Genomic DNA, 18647 nt, shown 5'->3' with positions numbered 1-18647 from the left:
CGCAGGAGCCTCGCCATGAAGGAATCTGTCCGGCCCGAGCATGCCGATGACATCCATACCGTCCGGCCCGAGCATGCCGATGACACCCGTACCGCCCTGTCCGGCGCCAGCCTGCGCCGGGCCTTCCTCGACCACGTCTTCCATACCCAGGGCAAGCTGCCCGGCCACGCCAGCCAGAACGACCTCTACCAGGCGGCGGCGCATACCGTGCGCGACCGCCTGGTGCAGCGCTGGATCAGCACCGCCGAAGCCTATCTGGGCCAGCCCTCGCGCACCGTCGCCTACCTGTCGGCCGAATTCCTGATGGGTCCGCACCTGGGCAACAACCTGATCAACCTGGGCATCTTCGACGAGGTGCGCGAGGCCATGGCCGCTGCCGGGCTGGATCTCGACCGCATCCTGGAGCAAGAGGTCGAGCCGGGGCTGGGAAATGGCGGCCTGGGCCGGCTGGCGGCCTGCTTCATGGATTCGCTGGCGACGCTGGAAATCCCCGCGCTCGGCTATGGCATCCGCTATGAATACGGCATCTTCCAGCAGACCATCATCGACGGCATGCAGGTGGAATCCACCGACACCTGGCTGCGCAACGGCAACCCCTGGGAGATCCAGCGCTCAGAGTGGGCCGTGCAGGTGCGCCTGGGCGGCCACACCGAGCACTACACCGACGACCGTGGCCACTACCGCGTACGCTGGGTGCCGGCCAAGACCGTGGTGGGTGTGCCATTCGACTCGCCGATCCTGGGCTACCGCGTCAATACCGTGAACACCCTGCGCCTGTGGCGCGCAGACGCCACCGAGGCGTTCGACTTCCATACCTTCAACCGCGGCGACTACCTTGGCGCGGTCAGCAAGAAGGTCACCTCCGAGAACCTGACCAAGGTCCTCTACCCCAACGACGAGACCAGCCAGGGCAAGGAGCTGCGGCTGGAGCAACAGTACTTTTTCGTCGCCTGTTCGCTGCAAGACATGCTGCGGCTGCTCGCCGTCGACGGCATCCCCGTGACGCGCTTCCACGAGAAGTTCGCGGTGCAACTGAACGACACCCACCCGGCCGTCGGCATTGCCGAGTTGATGCGGCTGCTGGTTGACGACCATGACCTGCCCTGGAACGAGGCCTGGCACATCACCCAGAATGCCTTTGCCTACACCAACCACACGCTGCTGCCCGAGGCGCTGGAGCAATGGCCGCTGCCGCTGTTTGCCCGTGTGCTGCCGCGCCATCTTGAGATCATCCTGGAGATCAACGCGCGCTTGCTGGACGAGGTGCGGATCCGCTTCTACGGCGACGAATCGCGCCTGGCGCGGCTGTCGCTGATCAATGAGCACGGCGAACGGCATGTGCGCATGGCCAACCTGGCGTGCGTGGGCAGCCACGCCATCAACGGCGTAGCCGAGCTGCACTCACGGCTGATGCGCGAGGACGTGCTCAAGGATTTCCACGAGATGTGGCCGGAGAAATTCACCAGCATCACCAACGGCGTGACACCGCGGCGCTGGCTGGCGCTGTCCAATCCGCGCCTGACGCGGCTGGTGTCGGAGGCGATCGGCGACGGCTGGATCTCCGACCTGGCGCAGATCCGCGCGCTCGAGCCGTATGCCGAGGACGCGGGCTTTCGCGAACAATGGCACGCCGCGCGGCACCAGAACAAGGTGGCGCTGGCCGAGCTGGTCCGCGACACCACCGGCGTGGTGGTGGACCCTTCCTCCATGTTCGACGTGATGGTCAAGCGCATCCACGAATACAAGCGCCAGCACCTTGCGGTCCTGCATGTGATCGCGCTGTATCACCGCATCAAGTCCGATCCCGGCGCCGAGATCCAGCCGCGCACCTTCCTGTTCGGCGGCAAGGCGGCACCGGGCTATGCCTATGCCAAGCTGATGATCCGCTTCATCACTTCGGTGGCCGACGTGGTCAACCGCGACCCGCAGGTGCGCGAGCGCCTAAAGGTAGTGTTCCTGCCCAACTTCAACGTCACCTACGGGCAGCGCATCTACCCGGCGGCCGACCTGGCCGAGCAGATCTCGCTGGCGGGCAAGGAAGCGTCCGGCACCGGCAACATGAAATTCGCAATGAATGGCGCGCTCAATATCGGCACCATGGACGGCGCCAATATCGAGCTGCGCGAAGCCGTGGGCAACGACAACTTCTTCCCGTTCGGCCTGACCGCGCCAGAGGTCTATGCGCTGCGTGCAAGCGGCTACGATCCTGCCGCCTACTACCACAGCAACCCGCAGCTGCGCGCGGTGATCGACCTGGTCCAGCAAGGCTTTTTCTCGCGCGGCGACCCGGCGCTGTTCCGTCCGCTGTTCGACCCTCAGCAGAGGCACGACCCCTACCTGCTGATGGCCGACTTCGCCTCATACATCGAGTGCCAGGAGAAAGTCTCGCAGGCCTTTGCCGAGCCGGCGCGCTGGCAACGCATGTCGGTGCTGTCTTGCGCGCGCTCCGGGCGCTTTTCCTCGGACCGGGCGATCCGCGAGTATTGCGAGCGCATCTGGCGCATCGAGCCGGTGCCGGTGCGGCTGCTGCACCGCGCCAGCGGCGCGCCCTGGCAGGGTGAATCTCCGGCACACGCCCCGCGTGCCGCCTGAAGCAGCGCTGCGGGCGTGGGCTAACGCACGTCCGCACCACCCGGTAGTTTCTACAATGGCCCATGTAACAAAGCCCGCGCCGGCAGTTGCCCCCGCCAGCATGCGGCCTCGCAAAGCGTTGTCCCACGGGCATGGAGTTCGCATTGTGCCAAGACCGGCCATCCGGCCGGCTCTCCCTTCGCACGTCCCACAGCTGTCCCGAAGCCAGGAGCCGAATTTGCACGCCAACCCGTTTCTTCTTGCCCCCGGCGCCCGCTCCGCCATGCCCAGCCTGGCCCCGCACGACTGCTTTGCAGCGCCCGCTGCCGTCGGACAGCCGGGCCTGCCCGGCAACGGCGAACCTGCGCACGACTACCTGTTCGGGCCGGCCTGGCTGCCAGACGGCCGCGTGCGGTTCCGGCTGTGGGCTCCGGACGCAGCCGAGCAGGGCCAGGCGGTACGGCTGGAGATCGCCGGGCTCGGTCCGGTGCACATGGCGGCCGGCGCCAACGGCTGGTTCGAGGCCATTGTTCCGTGCAGCAAAGGGGCACGCTACTGGTTCCGGCTTGACGACGGCACCACCGTGCCTGACCCGGCCTCACGCTGGCAGGCTGACGATGTGCACGGGCCCAGCATCGTGCCCGCCCCCGACGCCGCGGGCGCCTTTGCGTGGGCGTGTCCGGACTGGCGCGGGCGCCCCTGGCATGAAGCCATCGTCTATGAAATGCACGTGGGCCTGTGCGGCGGCTTTGCCGGCGTGGCCCGGCAGCTGCCGCGGCTGGCGGCGCTGGGCTTCACCGCGGTCGAGCTGATGCCGCTGGCTGAGTTCCCCGGCACGCGCAACTGGGGCTATGACGGCGTGCTGCCATTCGCGCCGGAGTCCGCCTACGGCACGCCGGACGAACTGCGCGCGCTGGTGGACCGCGCCCATCAGCTCGGCATGATGGTGCTGCTGGACGTGGTCTACAACCACTTCGGACCGGAAGGCAACTACCTGCACCGCTACGCCAGCGCGTTCTTCCGCGCGGACCGGCAGACCCCATGGGGGCCGGCCATCGATTTCCGCCGGCCGCAGGTACGGCGCTTCTTCACCGAGAACGCGCGCTACTGGCTGGAGCAGTTCCGCTTCGACGGCCTGCGCCTGGACGCCGTGCACGCGATCGAGGACGAAGGCTGGCTGGCGGCGCTGCCCGGCGAGCTGCGCACCATGCTGGCCGAAGGCGACGGCGCCAGCCGCCATCTCCACCTGGTGCTGGAGAACGACAACAACGATGCCGCACTGCTGGCCACGGGCTACGACGCACAGTGGAACGATGACGCCCACCATGCCCTGCACGTGCTGCTGACCGGCGAGGGCGACGGCTACTATTCCGACTACACCTGCCGTGCCGATGAGGGCGACGATGCGGCTGCGGGGCGCGGCGAGCCCGCGCTGCGCCACCTTGCGCGCGTGCTGGGCGAAGGCTTTGCCTACCAGGGCGAACTGTCGGCACACCGCTCTGCCGCCGCGCCTGGCGTGTCGTCAACCGCGGAGGGCGTGCGCCGCGGCCAGCCCAGCGCGCACCTGCCGCCCACGGCCTTCGTCTGCTTCCTGCAGAACCACGACCAGACTGGCAACCGCGCACTGGGCGACCGGCTGGCCGGCCTGGCGGACCGCGATGCGCTGCGCGCAGCGGTGGCGCTGCAGCTGCTGTGCCCGCAGGTGCCGCTGGTGTTCATGGGCGAGGAAACCGGCACGCAGCGGCCCTTCCTCTACTTCACCAGCCACCCGCCCGAACTGGCGCAGGCCGTGCGCGACGGGCGGCGCCGCGAGTTTGCGGCAAGCGCGGCATTCCGCGACGATGCGCGCGCCGCGGCCATCCCCGATCCCAACGACCCGGCCACCTTCGAGGCGTCGCGCCCCGAGCTGGAGGACGACGGCGACTGGACACCGTACTACCACGAACTGCTCTCAGTACGGCGCCGTGAACTGCTGGACCGGCTGGCCGGCTGCCAGTCGGCCGGCGTCGATATCCTGGGGCCGGCCGCGCTGTGCGCACGCTGGCGGCTGATGGACGGCATGGAGCTGAGCCTGTGGCTGAACCTGGGCAGCGAAGCCGTGCCATGCACGCGCCCGTGCCACGACATGAGCGCGGCGCTGCATGAAAGCCTGCCCGGCGCCGCAGCCGAGCTGTCCGCCGGCATGCTGCCGCCGCTGGCCTGCGTCGCCACCATGTGCGAGCCCGCCGCGGCGCGCGCCAGATAATGCCCGCCGGCTTGCCGGAATCCCTGCCAGGCAGCCATGGCGATGGCGGCGATCATGACCTCCCCCGCGCCACCGCCCGGCTGCAGCTGCATCCGGGCTTCACCTTTGCCGATGCCGCCGCCGTGGTCGACTACTACGCCGCGCTCGGCGTCAGCCACCTGTACCTGTCGCCAGTGTGCAGCGCGCGCCCGGGCTCCAGCCATGGCTACGACGTCACCGACTTCACCCGCGTGCGCGACGAGCTGGGCGGCGAGCCCGGCCTGAAAGCGCTGGCCGGGCGCGCCCGCGCCGCCGGCCTCGGCCTGGTGCTGGACATTGTGCCCAACCACATGGCAGCCGACGCCACCCACAACCGCTGGTGGCGCGACGTACTGACCCACGGACGCGCCAGCCGCTGCGCCGGCAGCTTCGACATCGACTGGACCCCGCGCGACCCCGCCCTGCATGGCAAGGTGCTGCTGCCGATGCTGGGTCAGTCCTACTGGGACACGCTGGTGGCGGGCGAGCTGCAATGGGTGCCTGCAAGCGCAGGGGATGCCGCCCACCTGCGCTATTTCGAGCACTCGCTGCCGCTGGCGCCGGGCAGCGAGGATGCCGCCGCCGCAACACAGCCCGGCTGGTACGACCCCAAGCAGGCCGAAGGCCGCACCCGCCTGCACGCACTGCTGGAGCGCCAGCACTACCGGCTGGCCTGGTGGCGCACCGCCGCCGCGGCACTGAACTGGCGGCGCTTCTTCGAGATCAGCGATCTTGTCGGCGTGCGCGAGGAAGACCCGCAGGTATTCGACGCCGTCCACGAACTGGTCTTCCGCCTGCTGCGCGAAGGCTGGATCGACGGCGTGCGTGTCGATCATGTCGACGGCCTGGCCGATCCTGCTGGCTACTGCCGCCGGCTGCGCGCCGAGCTGGACCGGCACGCCGCCGCGCGCCCGCCGTTGCTGCGCCTGGCGCACCCATGGCTGGTGGTCGAAAAGATCCTGGGCCCGCGCGAACGCCTGGCGCCGGACTGGCAGGTCGATGGCACCACGGGCTACGACTTCATGGACGATGTGGCCGCCGTGCTGCATGACGGCAACGGCGAGGCGCCGCTGGGCGCGCTGTGGGTATCGGCCAGCGGCGATGCGCGCCCGTATGCCGCCCATGTCGCGGCGGCGCGGCGCCAGGTGCTGGAACGGCACCTGGTGACCGAGTACGAAGGCGCGGCCGCCTGCCTGCACGACTGCGCGAAGCAGGAGCCCGGCACGCGCGACCTGACACGCGCGGCGCTGCGGCGCGCGCTGGCCGCGCTGATGGCGGCGGTGCCCGTCTACCGCAGCTACTTTGACGCGCAACCCGGCAAGCGCGACGCCTCGGCCGCACAGGCCGACGATGCCATGCTGGACGAAGCCATGCAGGCGGCGCGCGCCGGCCTGGCCCCGGACGAGGCCGTGGCACTAGCCTTTATCGGCGGCTGCCTGCGCACGCCAGCCCCGCCCGACAGCGAAACCGGCGTGCTGCGGCGCCGCCTGCAGCAACTGATGCCCGCGCTGGCAGCCAAGGCCGGCGAAGACACGGCGTTCTACCGCTACGGGCGGCTGCTGTCGCGCAACGAAGTGGGCAGCGACCCCGGCACGCTGGCGCTGCCGCCGGCGCAGTTCCACGCGCGCATGGCGGCGCGGCGCCTGGCCAGTCCTCATGCCATGCTGGCCACCGCGACCCACGACCACAAGCGCGGCGAGGACACACGCATGCGCCTGGCCGTGCTGAGCGAGATGCCCGACGCCTGGGCCGATGCCGTGGCGGCATGGGAACGCGCATGCGCACCGCTGCTGTCGACCCTGCCGCAGGCCCCGGACCCCGGCGACCGCCTGACGCTGTACCAGACCCTGGTCGGCGCGTGGCCGATGGAGGACATCGGCAAGCCTGCAGGCAGCAACACCGTCGACGCGCTCCTGGAGCGCGTGTCGGCGTGGCAGCTCAAGGCCATCCGCGAAGCCAAGCGCCACGGCAACTGGACCTGCCCCGATGCAGGGTATGAAACTGCGTGCGAAGCCTTCCTGCGCGCCATCGCAGCGGGCTGGCCCTTGGGTGTGCTGGCGCATATCGGCCAGTTTGCGCAGCACATCGCCGTGGCCGGCGCAGTCAACAGCCTGGCACAGGTGCTGGTGCAGCTGACCGCACCAGGCATCCCCGACCGCTACCAGGGGTGCGAAGGCTGGGACCTGAGCCTGGTGGACCCGGACAACCGGCGCCCGCCCGATTTTGCGCAACTGCGCGCGCGCCTGGGCTGCAGCGCTGGCTGGGCCCACTGGCTGGCGCACTGGCGCGACGGGCGCATCAAGCAGCAGCTGATACGCCAGGTGCTGGCAGTACGCCGCACCTATCCCCGGCTCTTTGCCGACGGGCAATACAGCATGCTGGCGGCGCAGGGCGCGCTGGTGCCGCAGGTGCTGGCCTTTGCCCGCACCACGGATGCGCACCAGGCCATCTCGGTGGTGACGCGGCTGGCGGCCACGCGGGTCGACCCGACCATGCCGCGCATCCCGCCGGCGAGCTGGGGCGACACCATCCTGGACGTGGGCGCGCAGCAGCCCAGCCGCTGGACCGATGCGCTGACCGGCCACGTGCTGGACGCACCCATGGGCCGGCTGCGCCTGCGCGAGGTGCTGGGCGGCTTGCCGGTGGCGCTGCTGCTGCGCCAGCCGTAAGCGGCCCCGGGCAACGCGAACGGTGCCGGTCTCAGGACTTCTGCGCCGCCGTATGCAATACGATCGGCGTCAGCGGGCCGTGCTGCGGCTCGCGCCTTGCCTGGCTGGGCGAAGCGCCGCGTTCCTGCGGCAGGTAGGGCCGGATCACGACGGCCACGTAGTCGTCCGCCTTGGGCGTGACAACGATATATGCCAGGCCCGACATCACCAGGCCCACCTCACCCAGCTCGGTCGCGATGCGCGCCACGATAAAGCGCTGCAGCAGCAGCGGGTTGACGCTGTCGTCAATCGCAAGCGCGGCCGTGCAGATCGTCAGGAAGCAGCGCTCGACCTCGCGGCACACCACCACCACCTCATCGATGGCGTAGCCCGAGCGGCTGGCGCGCACCAGCACCGATACGCCCGAACTGGGCGCGGCACGGTGCCAGCCCGGCTTGACCTTGAAACTGGGCAAGGCCAGGCCGGAGCCAGTGTCCTGAGCCACGGTGTTGAAGCGCTGGGCGAAGTCCGTGGGCGTCATCGCAAGCAGCTGGCGCTCCATCGGTGCAGAAGACACCGAGACGGACGAGGCCAGGACGACAGTGGACAGGATGCTGGCTAGGTTCATGACTACCTCGCAACGGATGAGCCGCTTCCCCCCGGCTGCGCTGTCGGGCCCGGCGACACGCGGCGCACAGGGTGCCGCCGCGGCATGGGGCCGGCGTTGCGGGCTGTGCTCGCCGGCACTTGCCGCTCGCCAGTTTTTGCCAGCATTTCATTCACTATAGACACGACGGCACGCAATCACACGACAGCGCGCAAGCATCGCGCCGGTCATGCCGCGGCGGCCTGCCGGCACGCGCACGGGGCGCCATGCGGCGGTGCATGCAGTTTCTGCGGCGGCGGTAAAAACTACGCCGTGTACGCCGCGCCTGCGCCGCAAGCCGCACAGGATCGAGCCAGGCACCGGCGCGGGAACGGAGCTTGCAGGTCAAAGGCAGATGCGGAGCAGGAATCGCCCTGCCCGCCGCCAAGTACAGGAGGATCGTCATGACACCACGCTCCCGCATCACCCGCCTGGCGCTGCCACTGGCGGCGCTGGCCGTGGCCGCCTCCCAGGCCGCCGCGGCCGCCCCGACCGATGCGCCGGCGGCGCCGTCTTCCACGGGCCACACTGCCGCGCCGCGCGACACTGCAGCCGCCAGCGACCGCGCCATCACTGCCGAAGTCAAGGCCCGCCTGGCAAACGCGCGCACGCTGGACCCGGCCAGGATCCGCGTATCCACCACTGACGGCGTGGTCAAGCTGGAAGGCACCGTGCGCGACGATAAACAGCGTACGATGGCAATGGAACTGGCTCGTTCGGTGCGCGGCGTGAGCGCCGTCTCCGACGAGCTGCGCGCCGGCACCGACTGACCGGCAGCGCCATGCCAACCTTCGTGGAGGCGCCATGAGCACCCATCGCCAGCCCGACCATGACATCACGCGGCGCCGCAGCGAGCGCCCCGATCCGCACAAGGGCGGCCCCGACACCGAGCATGAACGCGGCAAGCCCGGACGCGACCGCCGCCACGATAGCGAGCATGAGCATGACATCCCGGACGAGAACCGCGAGCCGCCTTCAGTCAGGCGTCGCGGCAGCAAGCCCGAGGAAAGCGAATCGCCGGTGGAGAATGGCTGAATCCGCCGGGCCAACCGAACAGGAGGCACGATGAGCAAGACCGTACGTACCCACCGTACCGGCCCACGTCGCGGTGACCGCGTGGGCGGCACAGCAACCGCGCCGCGCGAAGGCGCGCAGGCCTCCGCCGGCCGCCGTTCGCGCGAGAACACCGCGTCCGGCGCCGCGCGTGCCGACGCGGGCCATATCCCGAGCACGCTCGACCCCGATCTCGAACAGGAAACCGACGATATCGACGAAGAAATCGAGCAACGCGAGAATGAGGCCCACACTGCGCCGGATGAGGAAAGCCCCGAGGAAGAGATCGCCGATGAAGTGATGCATGCCGCCGAAGACCTGCCGGCCGAGGTGCCGGTCGACAAGGCCGACCACACCGATGAGCGCGAGGAACGCCCGCCCCGCGCACCGCGTTAGGATGGCGCCCGGCAAGGACGTATCAGGGCGGCAAGACGAATGCCGGCCCCGGTGCGCCCGGGACCGCCGTCCTTATCCGGTCAGGACGCGCGTCGAAGCCACCTCTATGTCGTGCTGAGGTCCCCACCGTCATGCCGCGGCGCTGCGGGCACTTCAAAACAAGCCAGCAGCGGCAGGTGATCGGAGGCCACGCGCGCCAGCGGCGAACGATGGCTGGCCACGGACACCAGGTGCGCGCGCGGCGACACCCAGATGCGATCGAGCGCAAACACCGGCCAGCGCGACGGGAAGGTGGCGGTGTGCGGCGTATGCTCGAAATAGGCATGCAGCCAGCGCAACGGCCGGCCCCACAGGAACCATTCATTGACGTCACCAAGCAGGATCGTCGGCAACGGCGGCGCGGCGGCCACATAGTTGAGCAACTGCTGCACCTGGCGCCGGCGCTCACCGGGGCGCAGGCCCAGGTGGGTGGCAATCACGCGCAGTGCGCTCTCCCGGCCCGAGGCCGTGCACGCCAGCGTGACATCGATGGCACCGCGCGGCTCGCAGCCCTTCACGGTCAGGTCGATCTGGTTCACCGCCTGCGGCGCAAAGCGCGCCAGCAGCGCATTGCCATAATCGGCATTGCCGCGCACGCGCGTAAAGCCCGAGACCACATGCATGCCGGTATGGCCGGCCAGGTATTCCAGAGTGTGGTCGTTGCTGCTGCCGGATTCCACCTCCTGCAGCGCGACGATATCGGCGTCCAGTTCCTCCAGCACCGCTGCGATGCGGTCCGGCCGATAGCGGCGGTCCGTGCCCACGGCGCGGTGAATGTTGTAACTGGCCACCGTCATGCTGGCGATGCCGGCCGCGTCCGCCGGCCGCCCGCAGTGCAGCGCTGCCCGCGCGCCGGCGACCGCGAGCGCGTCGCCGGGGTCACGCGCCTGGGCAGGATTTACAAGAGACGGTAAGTCCGGTTGCATTCGCATGGCCGGCAGCGCTGGCCGCAATGCTCAGGCGCCATCCAGGAACGGGTTCGGCTTGCCGATACGGCGCCCCAGGTCGGGGCTTTCCCAACGTGCGCCATCCATGTATGGATCCGGGGCACGCTGCATGGTCGTGCCAGGCACGCCAGGCTGCGCCGGCATGGTCGAAGGCTGGGCCTCTGGCGCGGGCGCCAGGTCGGTCCGCGCAGGAGCGTTGGCGCCCTGGCTGTACGGGTCGAACTTGTCAGTGCTGCGCGCGCCTTGCGAATATGGGTCATAGGCGCCGCGCGGCGTGTCCGGCGCCTGCGCCATGGCGGGAATCGCGGCGGCGGCCAGGGCCACCGCTGCAAGGAGTCGGCTGGTGCGGGTATGCTTCATGGTTACCTCCGTTTGCACGCGATGTGCGCGCCAGTAACCATGATCAAGCGAAAGGCGTGCCCGTACGCCCTTCGCTGCGCCAATCCCTGCGCCAGTCCCTTACGCGATGCCCACTTTGCCTGCCTCGGCATTGCCCCGCGCCAGCACCGGCACCAGCGCCGCGCCGGTATGGCTGGCCGCATTGCGCGACAAGGCCTCCGGATCGGCCGCGCCGACAATGGTGCCGCCGCCCGCACCGCCTTCGGGCCCAAGGTCGATGATCCAGTCGGCCTCGGCAATCACGTCGAGGTCATGCTCGATCACCACCACGCTGTGCCCGCCGTCCGTGAGCCGGTGCAGCACGCGGATCAGGCGCGCCACGTCGGCCATATGCAGGCCCACGGTAGGCTCGTCCAGCACGTACAGCGTATGCGGCGCCTTCTGGCCGCGGCGCGTGATGTCGTCGCGCACCTTGCTCAGCTCGGTGACCAGCTTGATGCGCTGCGCCTCGCCGCCGGACAGCGTAGGCGACGGCTGGCCCAGCGTCAGGTAGCCCAGGCCCACGTCCTTCATCAGCTGCAGCGGATGCGCGATGTTCGAGATGGCCGAGAAGAACGCCACCGCCTCGTCGATCTCCATCGTCAGCACGTCGCCGATATTCTTGCCGCGCCAGGTGACCGCCAGGGTCTCGGGGTTGAAGCGCTGGCCGTGGCAGACATCGCACGGCACCTTCACGTCCGGCAGGAAGCTCATGCCGATGGTGCGCACGCCCTGCCCTTCGCACGCCGGGCAGCGCCCGTCGCCGGTGTTGAACGAGAAGCGCGACGCGGTGTAGCCGCGTGCGCGCGCTTCCAGCGTATCGGCAAAGAGCCGGCGAATGGTGTCCCACACGCCGATATAGGTAGCCGGGCATGAGCGCGGCGTCTTGCCGATCGGGGTCTGGTCCACTTCCAGCACGCGGTCGATCGGTTCCCAGCCGGTGACGGCGTCGCAGCCATGCCAGTTGTGCTCGACATTGAGCGGCTTCCTGGCGCTTGACTTCGCTGCCCTGGCCTCGTCTTTCGCAGCGTTGCGCGCGCGCCGGGTCGCAGGCGAAGACAGCACCGAGCGGCCCACCGCATCAAGCAGGTTGGTCATCAGCACATCGCGCGCCAGCGTGGACTTGCCCGAACCGGACACGCCGGTGATTGCCACCAGCCGCGACAGCGGAATGCGCGCCGTCACCTTGCGCAGGTTATGCAGCGATGCGCCATGCACGGTCAGCCATTCCGGCGGATCGGCGGGCTTGCCGGCAGCGCCGGGCTTCACCCTGCGCCTTGCCTGCAGCGGATGGATGATCGGGCGCGCCAGGAACTGCCCGGTGGTGGAGTCCGGCGCCGCGGACAGGTCGGCCACGCCGCCCTGTGCCACCAGCGTGCCGCCGCGTTTGCCCGCACCGGGGCCGATATCGATGATGTGGTCGGCACGGCGGATGGTGTCTTCATCATGCTCGACCACCACCAGCGTATTGCCCTTGTCGCCCAGCTTGCGCAGCGCGTCCAGCAGGATCCGGTTGTCGCGCGGATGCAGGCCGATGGTGGGCTCGTCCAGCACGTAGCAGACGCCCTGCAGGTTGCTGCCCAGTTGCGCGGCCAGGCGGATGCGCTGGGCCTCGCCGCCAGACAGGCTTGGCGCGGCACGGTCCAGGCTCAGGTAGCCCAGCCCCACTTCCTCCAGGAACTGCAGGCGGCTGCCGATCTCGCTGATGACATCGCGGGCGATCTCGGCATCGCGCCCCGTGAGGTGCAGGCCATCGACCCAGCGCCGGGTATCGGACACGGTCCACTGCGCCACGTCGACGATGGCGTTCTCGTCGAAGGTCACCGCGCGCGCCACCAGGTTCAGGCGCGTGCCATGGCAGTCCGGGCACGGCGTATCGACCACGCCTTCGGGTTCCTGCTCTTCCGACGGCAGGCTCTGCTCGCGGCCGCGGTTGTCTTCGGCCAGCACGGTATCGTCGAACGCCGCGCGCTGTTCGCGGGTCAGTGCCAGCCCGGTGCCCACGCAGGTGGTGCACCAGCCATGCTTGCTGTTGTACGAGAACATGCGCGGGTCCAGCTCAGGGTAGCTGGTGCCGCACACCGGGCAGGCGCGCTTGGTCGAGAACACCTTGACCTCGCCCACGTGCGCGGTACCGCCGTTGTGCATGGCGTCGTGCAGGCCGTCCAGCGGCGCCAGGAGGTGCATCACGCCCTTGCCGGCCTCCAGCGTCTGCGCCAGCAGCGCGCGCAGCTCGGCCTCGTTCTCCGGCGAGACCACCAGGTCGCCTACGGGCAGCTCGATGGTGTGCTCGCGGAAGCGGTCCAGCCGCGGCCACGGGTCGACCGGCAGGAATTCACCATCGACGCGCAGGTGCGTATTGCCGCGCGCCTTGGCCCACTTGGCCAGGTCGGTATAGACGCCCTTGCGGTTGACCACCAGCGGCGCCAGCAGCCCCACATGCTGGCCTCGATGGTCGCGCAGCAGCTGGGCGGCAATCGACTCCGGGCTCTGCGAGCTCACCGGCGCACCGTCATGCACGCAATGCTGGATGCCCAGCTTGACGTACAGCAGGCGCAGGAAGTGCCAGACTTCGGAAGTGGTCGCCACCGTGCTCTTGCGGCCGCCGCGCGACAGGCGCTGCTCGATCGCCACCGTAGGCGGGATGCCGTAGACCGCATCCACCTCGGGCCGGCCCGCGGGCTGCACGATGGAGCGGGCATAAGCATTGAGCGACTCCAGATAGCGGCGCTGGCCTTCGTGGAACAGGATGTCGAAGGCCAGCGTCGACTTGCCCGATCCGGACACACCGGTGACCACGTTGAACCTGCCGTGCGGGATATCGACGTTGAGCGCCTTCAGGTTGTGCTCATGCGCATTGACGATGCGCACCACGTCCTCGCCCTCCACCTCGCGGCGGGCGCGCCGTGCCTGCAGCGCGGCCTGCAGCGGCACGCCTTCGATCTCGGCGCGCTCGGCGGCCAGCGTGCCGGCTTCGCCCAGCGCCGCGTCATAGTGGACCAGCGCCTGGCCGGTATGCGATTCGGCGCAGCGCTTCACCTCTTCCGGAGTGCCGGTGCAGACCACGCGCCCGCCGGCGTCGCCGCCCTCGGGGCCAAGGTCGATCAGCCAGTCCGCTGCGCGGATCACGTCCAGGTTGTGCTCGATCACGATCAGCGAATGGCCGCCGTCCAGCAGCTTGCCGAAGGCGCGCATCAGCTTGGCGATATCGTCGAAGTGCAGGCCCGTGGTCGGCTCGTCGAACATGAACAGCCGGCGCGGGATGGCGCTGGGCCGGGTCCGCGACGGCGTTGCCTGCGCCGCTTCGGCGAGGAAGCCGGCCAGTTTCAGGCGCTGCGCCTCGCCGCCCGACAGCGTCGGCACCGGCTGGCCCAGCTTCATGTATTCCAGGCCGACATCGACGATGGGCTGCAGCACGCGCAGCACCGCGGGGTCGGCGGCAAAGCAGGCGGCGGCTTCGCTGACCGTAAGCTCCAGCACGTCGGCAATGCTCAGCAAGCGCGGCGGCTGGCCGGCCGCGGCGCGCTCGATCTTCACTTCCAGCACTTCGGGGCGATAGCGGGTGCCGTCGCAGTCCGGGCAGCGCAGGTAGACATCGCTCAGGAACTGCATCTCGACATGCTCGAAGCCCGAGCCGCCGCAGGTCGGGCAACGCCCGTCGCCCGAGTTGAAGCTGAAGGTGCCCGCGGTATAGCTGCGCTGCAGCGCCATCGGGGCCTTGGCGAAGATCTTGCGGATCTCGTCGAACGCGCCCACGTAGCTGGCCGGGTTGGAACGCGCGGTCTTGCCGATCGGCGACTGGTCGACAAAGACCACATCGTCGACCAGGTCGGCGCCGCACAGCTTGCGGAAGGCGCCCGGCGACTCGGTGGCCTTGCCAAAGTGCCGCGCCATGGCCGGATGCAGTACGTCCTGCAGCAGCGTGGACTTGCCCGAACCCGACACGCCGGTCACGCACACCAGCCGCTGCAGCGGGATCTCGACCGTGACGTCCTGCAGGTTGTGCTCGGTGGCGCCTTCCAGCACGATGCGTGGCAGCGTGGCATCCACCGGCCGGCGCTGCCAGTGCGAGGCATCGGCCACGCGGCGGCGCCCGCCCAGGTATTCGCCGGTCCGCGTGCCGGCATTGCGGATATCCGCCGGCGTGCCGTCGAAGATGATATTGCCGCCGCGCTCGCCGGGACCCGGGCCCATGTCGATCAGGCGGTCGGCAGCCAGCATCACGGACGGATCGTGCTCCACCACCACCAGCGTGTTGCCCGCATCGCGCAGCCGGTGCATGGCCTCGACAATGCGGTTCAGATCACGCGGGTGCAGGCCGATGCTGGGCTCGTCCAGTACGAACAAGGTGTTGACCAGCGAGGTGCCCAGCGCCGTGGTCAGGTTGATGCGCTGCACTTCGCCGCCGGACAGCGTGCGGCTCTGGCGGTCCAGCGTCAGGTAGCTCAAACCCACGTCGCACAGGTATTTCAGGCGCGTGCGCACCTCGGCCAGCAGCAGCTTGAGGGCATCGTCCAGCATCGCGCTGGGCAGGGTCAGTCCGTCGAAGAAACGGCGGATGCGTTCGATCGGCAGCAGCATCAGGTCATGCACGGTCAGGCCGGGCAGAGCCTCCAGCTGCGTGCGGTCCCAGTCCACCCCGCGCGGCAGGAAGCGGCGCGGCGGCGCCAGCACGGCGTCGGCATTGTCCCTGGAGCCCAGGCGCCACAGCAGCGACTCGGTCTTCAGGCGTGCGCCGCCGCAGGTTTCACACGGCGTGTAGCTGCGGTACTTCGACAGCAGCACGCGGATATGCATCTTGTAGGCCTTCGACTCCAGGTAGTTGAAGAACCGCATCACGCCATACCAGTGCTTGTTCCACTGGCCGGTCCAGTCCGGCGAGCCATGGATGACCCAGTGGCGCTCGGCCTCGGTCAGCTCCGCCCAGGGGGTGTCGCGCGGGATGCCGGCCTTGGCCGCATAGCGCATCAGGTCATCCTGGCACTCCTTCCACGCCGGCGTCTGCATCGGCTTGATCGCACCGCCGCGCAGCGTCTTGCGCGCGTCGGGGATCACCAGGCCAAGGTCGACGCCGATCACGCGGCCGAAGCCGCGGCAGGTCTCGCACGCGCCGTAGGCGGAGTTGAACGAGAACAGCGCCGGCTGCGGATCCGCATAGCGCAGGTCGCTGTCCGGGCTGTGCAGGCCGGTGGAAAAGCGCCATACGGGGCCTTCGTCGCCGTCAGCCAGCACATAGATGTTGACGCGCCCGCCGCCGCGCTTGAGCGAAGCTTCGATCGCCTCCACCACGCGCACCTTCTCGGCATTGCCGATGCGCAAGCGGTCCGCCACCACATCGAGCAGCTTGCGCGCGCCGGTGGGCGACTGCACCACGCGCTGCGCCTGCACGCGCGTATAGCCGCTGACCGACAGCCATTGCTGGACCTCTTCATCCGTTGCGGACTCGGGCAGCTCGACCGGAAAGGTCACCACGAGCCGCGCATCGTGATGCGGCTGGCCCTCGGCCGTGCGCGCCAGCAGCTCGGCGTAGATGGTTTCAGGCGAGTCATGGCGCACCGGCAGCGCGGTCTGCTTGTCGAACAGCTCCGCCGCGCGCGCGTAGAGCAGCTTCAGGTGGTCGTTCAGCTCCGTCATCGTGCCCACCGTCGAACGCGAGCTGCGCACCGGGTTGGTCTGGTCGATGGCGATGGCGGGCGGCACCCCGTCCACGCGCTCCACCTGGGGCCGGTCCATCCGGTCCAGGAACTGGCGGGCGTAGGCGCTGAAGGTCTCGACGTAGCGGCGCTGGCCTTCGGCATAGAGCGTGTCGAACACCAGGCTGGACTTGCCCGAGCCGGACGGCCCGGTCACCACGGTCATCTCGCCGGGTCGCAGGTCGAGATCGACATTCTTGAGGTTGTGCTGGCGGGCGCCGCGAATGCGGATTAGCTGCTTGCTCGACACGATTTCTCTTTTCGAATCAGGACGTTAAGAAGAAGACGGGGGTGGCCCGACCACTGTACATCCATACAGTCTATCAGGTTGGAAAAGATTTGGTATCGCCAGCGCCGCTCGGAATCAGACAAATGACGGTGCGGGGGGAGCGGCGCGCAGCTTTCATGGCTTCTGGTACAGGCCAATGCAAATTTCGCCAGACTACTATTTATCGATTACCGGTATGCGATATGATCCAGTCATTCAGATGTTCCCACACATTTGAACTGTTCGGCGGCCGCTGTGTGCCGCGTTTCGCCAATGTTCGCGCGGTCGCCTGCCGCAAGTTGCTCATGCTCCATGAGGCGACCACACTCGGAATGTTGCGTTCGCCTCCGGGCAACCGGCTGGAATTGCTGGGCGGCGACCGCAAGGGCCGCTACAGCATCCGCATCAACAATCAATGGCGGATTTGCTTCATCTGGACGCATGACGGCCCGGCGGCCGTCGAAATCATCGACTATCACTAAGGACTGCCATGGCCCACTTCAAAGACGGCATGCCCCCCATCCATCCGGGCGAAATCCTGCGCGAGGAGTTCCTGGTGCCGCTGGACATGAGTGCCAACGCCCTGGCCCTGGCGCTGCGCGTGACCGCGGCGCGCATCAACGAGATCGTGCGCGAGCAGCGCGGCATAACGCCGGACACGGCACTGCGGTTGGCGCGCTATTTCGGCGGCGATGCGCGTTCGTGGATGAACCTGCAGTTGAACTATGACCTGAAGGTCGCGGAGCGCGACCACGGCGAGAGGATCACGGCGGAAGTGGCGCCGCGCGACCCAGCCGCGGCGCAGGCCGGCCCGTCGGCCGCAGAAAAGTAGGAAGTCTGTATTGCCAAGCCGGGCGGCCCTTGCCGCCCAGGCCATCACCCTATCGCATCAGCGTTTCCGCCAGCGCGCGGAAAGCGCGGAACGTGATCGGATTGTTGGCAGCGTTGCCGGCCACGGGGTGCGACGCGTATCGCACGATGGTCAGCTCGGCCTTGGGGTCGATATAGATGCGCTGGCCATGGATGCCGGCGGCCTGGAACATGCCGTGGCTATCGTGCGAGACCCACCACATATCGCGATAGCTCCAGCCCGGCAGCACCGGCGCGCTGGCCGACCTGGCAAACTGGTCCCGGTCGCCGCCGGCGCGGATATCCGCCACCACCGAGGCCGGAATGATCTGCTTGCCGTTGAAGCGCCCGTTGCCGCGGATGGTCTCGCCAAAGCGCGCGAGGTCGCGCAGCGTGGTGTTCAGCCCGCCACCGCCTGACTCCGTGCCGATGCTGTCCACGGTGAAGTACGCATCCTGCTCCGCGCCCATCGGTTGCCAGATCCGTTCCGAGAGCAGCTTGGCCAGCGACTGGCCCGAGGCTCTGCGCACGATCCACGCCAGCACCTCGGCATTGACCGTCTTGTAGGCAAACACAGCATTGTGGTCGCCTTCCTTCTGCAGGGTCTTCAGGAAGTCGTAGAACGTCCCCGGCCCGCTGTAGTCCGCCGGGCGGCCCAGCATGCCGCCCGCACGCGCGTAGTCCCACACTTCTGCCTTGGGATTGGCATAGTCCTCGGAGTAGCGCACGCCGATGGTCATGTCCATGACCTGCCGCACCGTGGCGTCGCCATAGGCCGTGCCAGCCAGTTCGGGCAGGTAGCGCGTCACCGGTGCTGCCGGGTCGAGCTTGCCGTCGGCTGCAAGCATCGCGGCCAGCGTGCCGACGAATGACTTCGTGACCGACATGGCGATATG

Annotated in this window: 13 protein-coding genes; 8 read left to right on the top strand and 5 right to left on the bottom strand. The window is 68.8% G+C overall.

Features of this window, described 5'->3' with window-relative positions:
• Nucleotides 1–15: 15 nt before the first annotated feature.
• From A3A5_RS0112440 to treY, 3 genes are all read left to right on the top strand, one after another.
• On the top strand, nucleotides 16–2592 hold the full coding sequence (locus A3A5_RS0112440) for a glycogen/starch/alpha-glucan phosphorylase (RefSeq protein WP_018310897.1): 2577 nt from the start codon (nucleotides 16–18) through the stop codon (nucleotides 2590–2592).
• A gap of 217 nt (nucleotides 2593–2809) precedes the next feature.
• Nucleotides 2810–4816 (top strand): malto-oligosyltrehalose trehalohydrolase, encoded by a 2007-nt coding sequence (gene treZ / locus A3A5_RS0112435; RefSeq protein ID WP_026200706.1) that lies wholly within the window; start codon nucleotides 2810–2812, stop codon nucleotides 4814–4816.
• A complete protein-coding gene (gene treY, locus A3A5_RS0112430) occupies nucleotides 4816–7503 on the top strand; it encodes a malto-oligosyltrehalose synthase (protein ID WP_018310895.1) in 2688 nt (895 codons plus the stop codon). The genes treZ and treY overlap by 1 nt, the downstream gene beginning before the upstream one ends.
• A 31-nt stretch (nucleotides 7504–7534) precedes the next feature.
• Here the strand turns inward: treY and A3A5_RS0112425 are convergent, their stop codons facing one another.
• Entirely contained in the window at nucleotides 7535–8110 is a 576-nt protein-coding gene (locus A3A5_RS0112425) for a hypothetical protein (RefSeq protein ID WP_018310894.1), read from the bottom strand.
• Nucleotides 8111–8532: 422 nt separating this feature from the next.
• Between A3A5_RS0112425 and A3A5_RS0112420 the strand changes: the two genes are divergently transcribed.
• Genes A3A5_RS0112420 through A3A5_RS0112410 form a run of 3 tightly spaced genes read left to right on the top strand, consistent with a single transcriptional unit; the run spans nucleotide 8533 to nucleotide 9577 of the window.
• On the top strand, nucleotides 8533–8898 hold the full coding sequence (locus tag A3A5_RS0112420) for a BON domain-containing protein (RefSeq protein ID WP_018310893.1): 366 nt from the start codon (nucleotides 8533–8535) through the stop codon (nucleotides 8896–8898).
• Nucleotides 8899–8932: 34 nt separating this feature from the next.
• The gene (locus A3A5_RS0112415) at nucleotides 8933–9163 is read left to right on the top strand and encodes a hypothetical protein (protein WP_018310892.1); all 231 of its coding nucleotides are present in this window, start codon (nucleotides 8933–8935) and stop codon (nucleotides 9161–9163) included.
• A gap of 30 nt (nucleotides 9164–9193) precedes the next feature.
• Entirely contained in the window at nucleotides 9194–9577 is a 384-nt protein-coding gene (locus A3A5_RS0112410; RefSeq protein WP_018310891.1) for a hypothetical protein, read from the top strand.
• Between the two features lie 104 nt (nucleotides 9578–9681).
• Here the strand turns inward: A3A5_RS0112410 and A3A5_RS0112405 are convergent, their stop codons facing one another.
• From A3A5_RS0112405 to uvrA, 3 genes are all read right to left on the bottom strand, one after another.
• Entirely contained in the window at nucleotides 9682–10542 is an 861-nt protein-coding gene (locus A3A5_RS0112405; RefSeq protein ID WP_018310890.1) for an endonuclease/exonuclease/phosphatase family protein, read from the bottom strand.
• Between the two features lie 30 nt (nucleotides 10543–10572).
• The gene (locus tag A3A5_RS0112400) at nucleotides 10573–10923 is read right to left on the bottom strand and encodes a hypothetical protein (protein WP_018310889.1); all 351 of its coding nucleotides are present in this window, start codon (nucleotides 10921–10923) and stop codon (nucleotides 10573–10575) included.
• 99 nt (nucleotides 10924–11022) lie between these two features.
• Nucleotides 11023–16884 (bottom strand): excinuclease ABC subunit UvrA, encoded by a 5862-nt coding sequence (gene uvrA, locus A3A5_RS0112395; RefSeq protein WP_018310888.1) that lies wholly within the window; start codon nucleotides 16882–16884, stop codon nucleotides 11023–11025.
• Between the two features lie 221 nt (nucleotides 16885–17105).
• Here uvrA and A3A5_RS0112390 point away from each other — a divergent pair, with 221 nt between their 5' ends.
• Both A3A5_RS0112390 and A3A5_RS0112385 read left to right on the top strand, forming a co-directional pair.
• Nucleotides 17106–17384, top strand: coding sequence for a type II toxin-antitoxin system RelE/ParE family toxin (locus A3A5_RS0112390; RefSeq protein ID WP_026200704.1), 279 nt, complete (start codon nucleotides 17106–17108; stop codon nucleotides 17382–17384).
• Between the two features lie 8 nt (nucleotides 17385–17392).
• Nucleotides 17393–17734 carry a HigA family addiction module antitoxin gene (locus A3A5_RS0112385; protein ID WP_018310886.1) on the top strand — a complete coding sequence of 114 codons (342 nt, stop codon included), beginning with the start codon at nucleotides 17393–17395 and terminating at the stop codon, nucleotides 17732–17734.
• Nucleotides 17735–17783: 49 nt separating this feature from the next.
• On the opposite strand, the gene A3A5_RS38410 is transcribed toward A3A5_RS0112385, so the two are convergent.
• Nucleotides 17784–18647 (bottom strand): serine hydrolase (locus A3A5_RS38410; protein WP_018310885.1); only part of this gene is annotated, 864 nt, incomplete at its 5' end.

The sequence above is a fragment of the Cupriavidus sp. UYPR2.512 genome, assembly GCF_000379565.1.
Lineage (GTDB): Bacteria > Pseudomonadota > Gammaproteobacteria > Burkholderiales > Burkholderiaceae > Cupriavidus.
Note: the sequence above shows the minus strand (reverse complement) of the source record. Positions and strands in the feature narration are given on the sequence as shown.

Bases quoted from the DNA above. Each gene is read 5' to 3' on its own strand.
- A3A5_RS0112440 (WP_018310897.1), top strand. From the start codon at position 16: ATGAAGGAATCTGTCCGGCCCGAGCATGCCGATGACATCCATACCGTC.
- A3A5_RS0112420 (WP_018310893.1), top strand. From the start codon at position 8,533: ATGACACCACGCTCCCGCATCACCCGCCTGGCGCTGCCACTGGCGGCG.
- A3A5_RS0112405 (WP_018310890.1), bottom strand. From the start codon at position 10,542: ATGCAACCGGACTTACCGTCTCTTGTAAATCCTGCCCAGGCGCGTGAC.
- A3A5_RS0112400 (WP_018310889.1), bottom strand. From the start codon at position 10,923: ATGAAGCATACCCGCACCAGCCGACTCCTTGCAGCGGTGGCCCTGGCC.
- A3A5_RS0112385 (WP_018310886.1), top strand. From the start codon at position 17,393: ATGGCCCACTTCAAAGACGGCATGCCCCCCATCCATCCGGGCGAAATC.
- A3A5_RS0112425 (WP_018310894.1), bottom strand. From the start codon at position 8,110: ATGAACCTAGCCAGCATCCTGTCCACTGTCGTCCTGGCCTCGTCCGTC.
- A3A5_RS0112415 (WP_018310892.1), top strand. From the start codon at position 8,933: ATGAGCACCCATCGCCAGCCCGACCATGACATCACGCGGCGCCGCAGC.
- treY (WP_018310895.1), top strand. From the start codon at position 4,816: ATGCCCGCCGGCTTGCCGGAATCCCTGCCAGGCAGCCATGGCGATGGC.
- A3A5_RS0112390 (WP_026200704.1), top strand. From the start codon at position 17,106: ATGATCCAGTCATTCAGATGTTCCCACACATTTGAACTGTTCGGCGGC.
- A3A5_RS0112410 (WP_018310891.1), top strand. From the start codon at position 9,194: ATGAGCAAGACCGTACGTACCCACCGTACCGGCCCACGTCGCGGTGAC.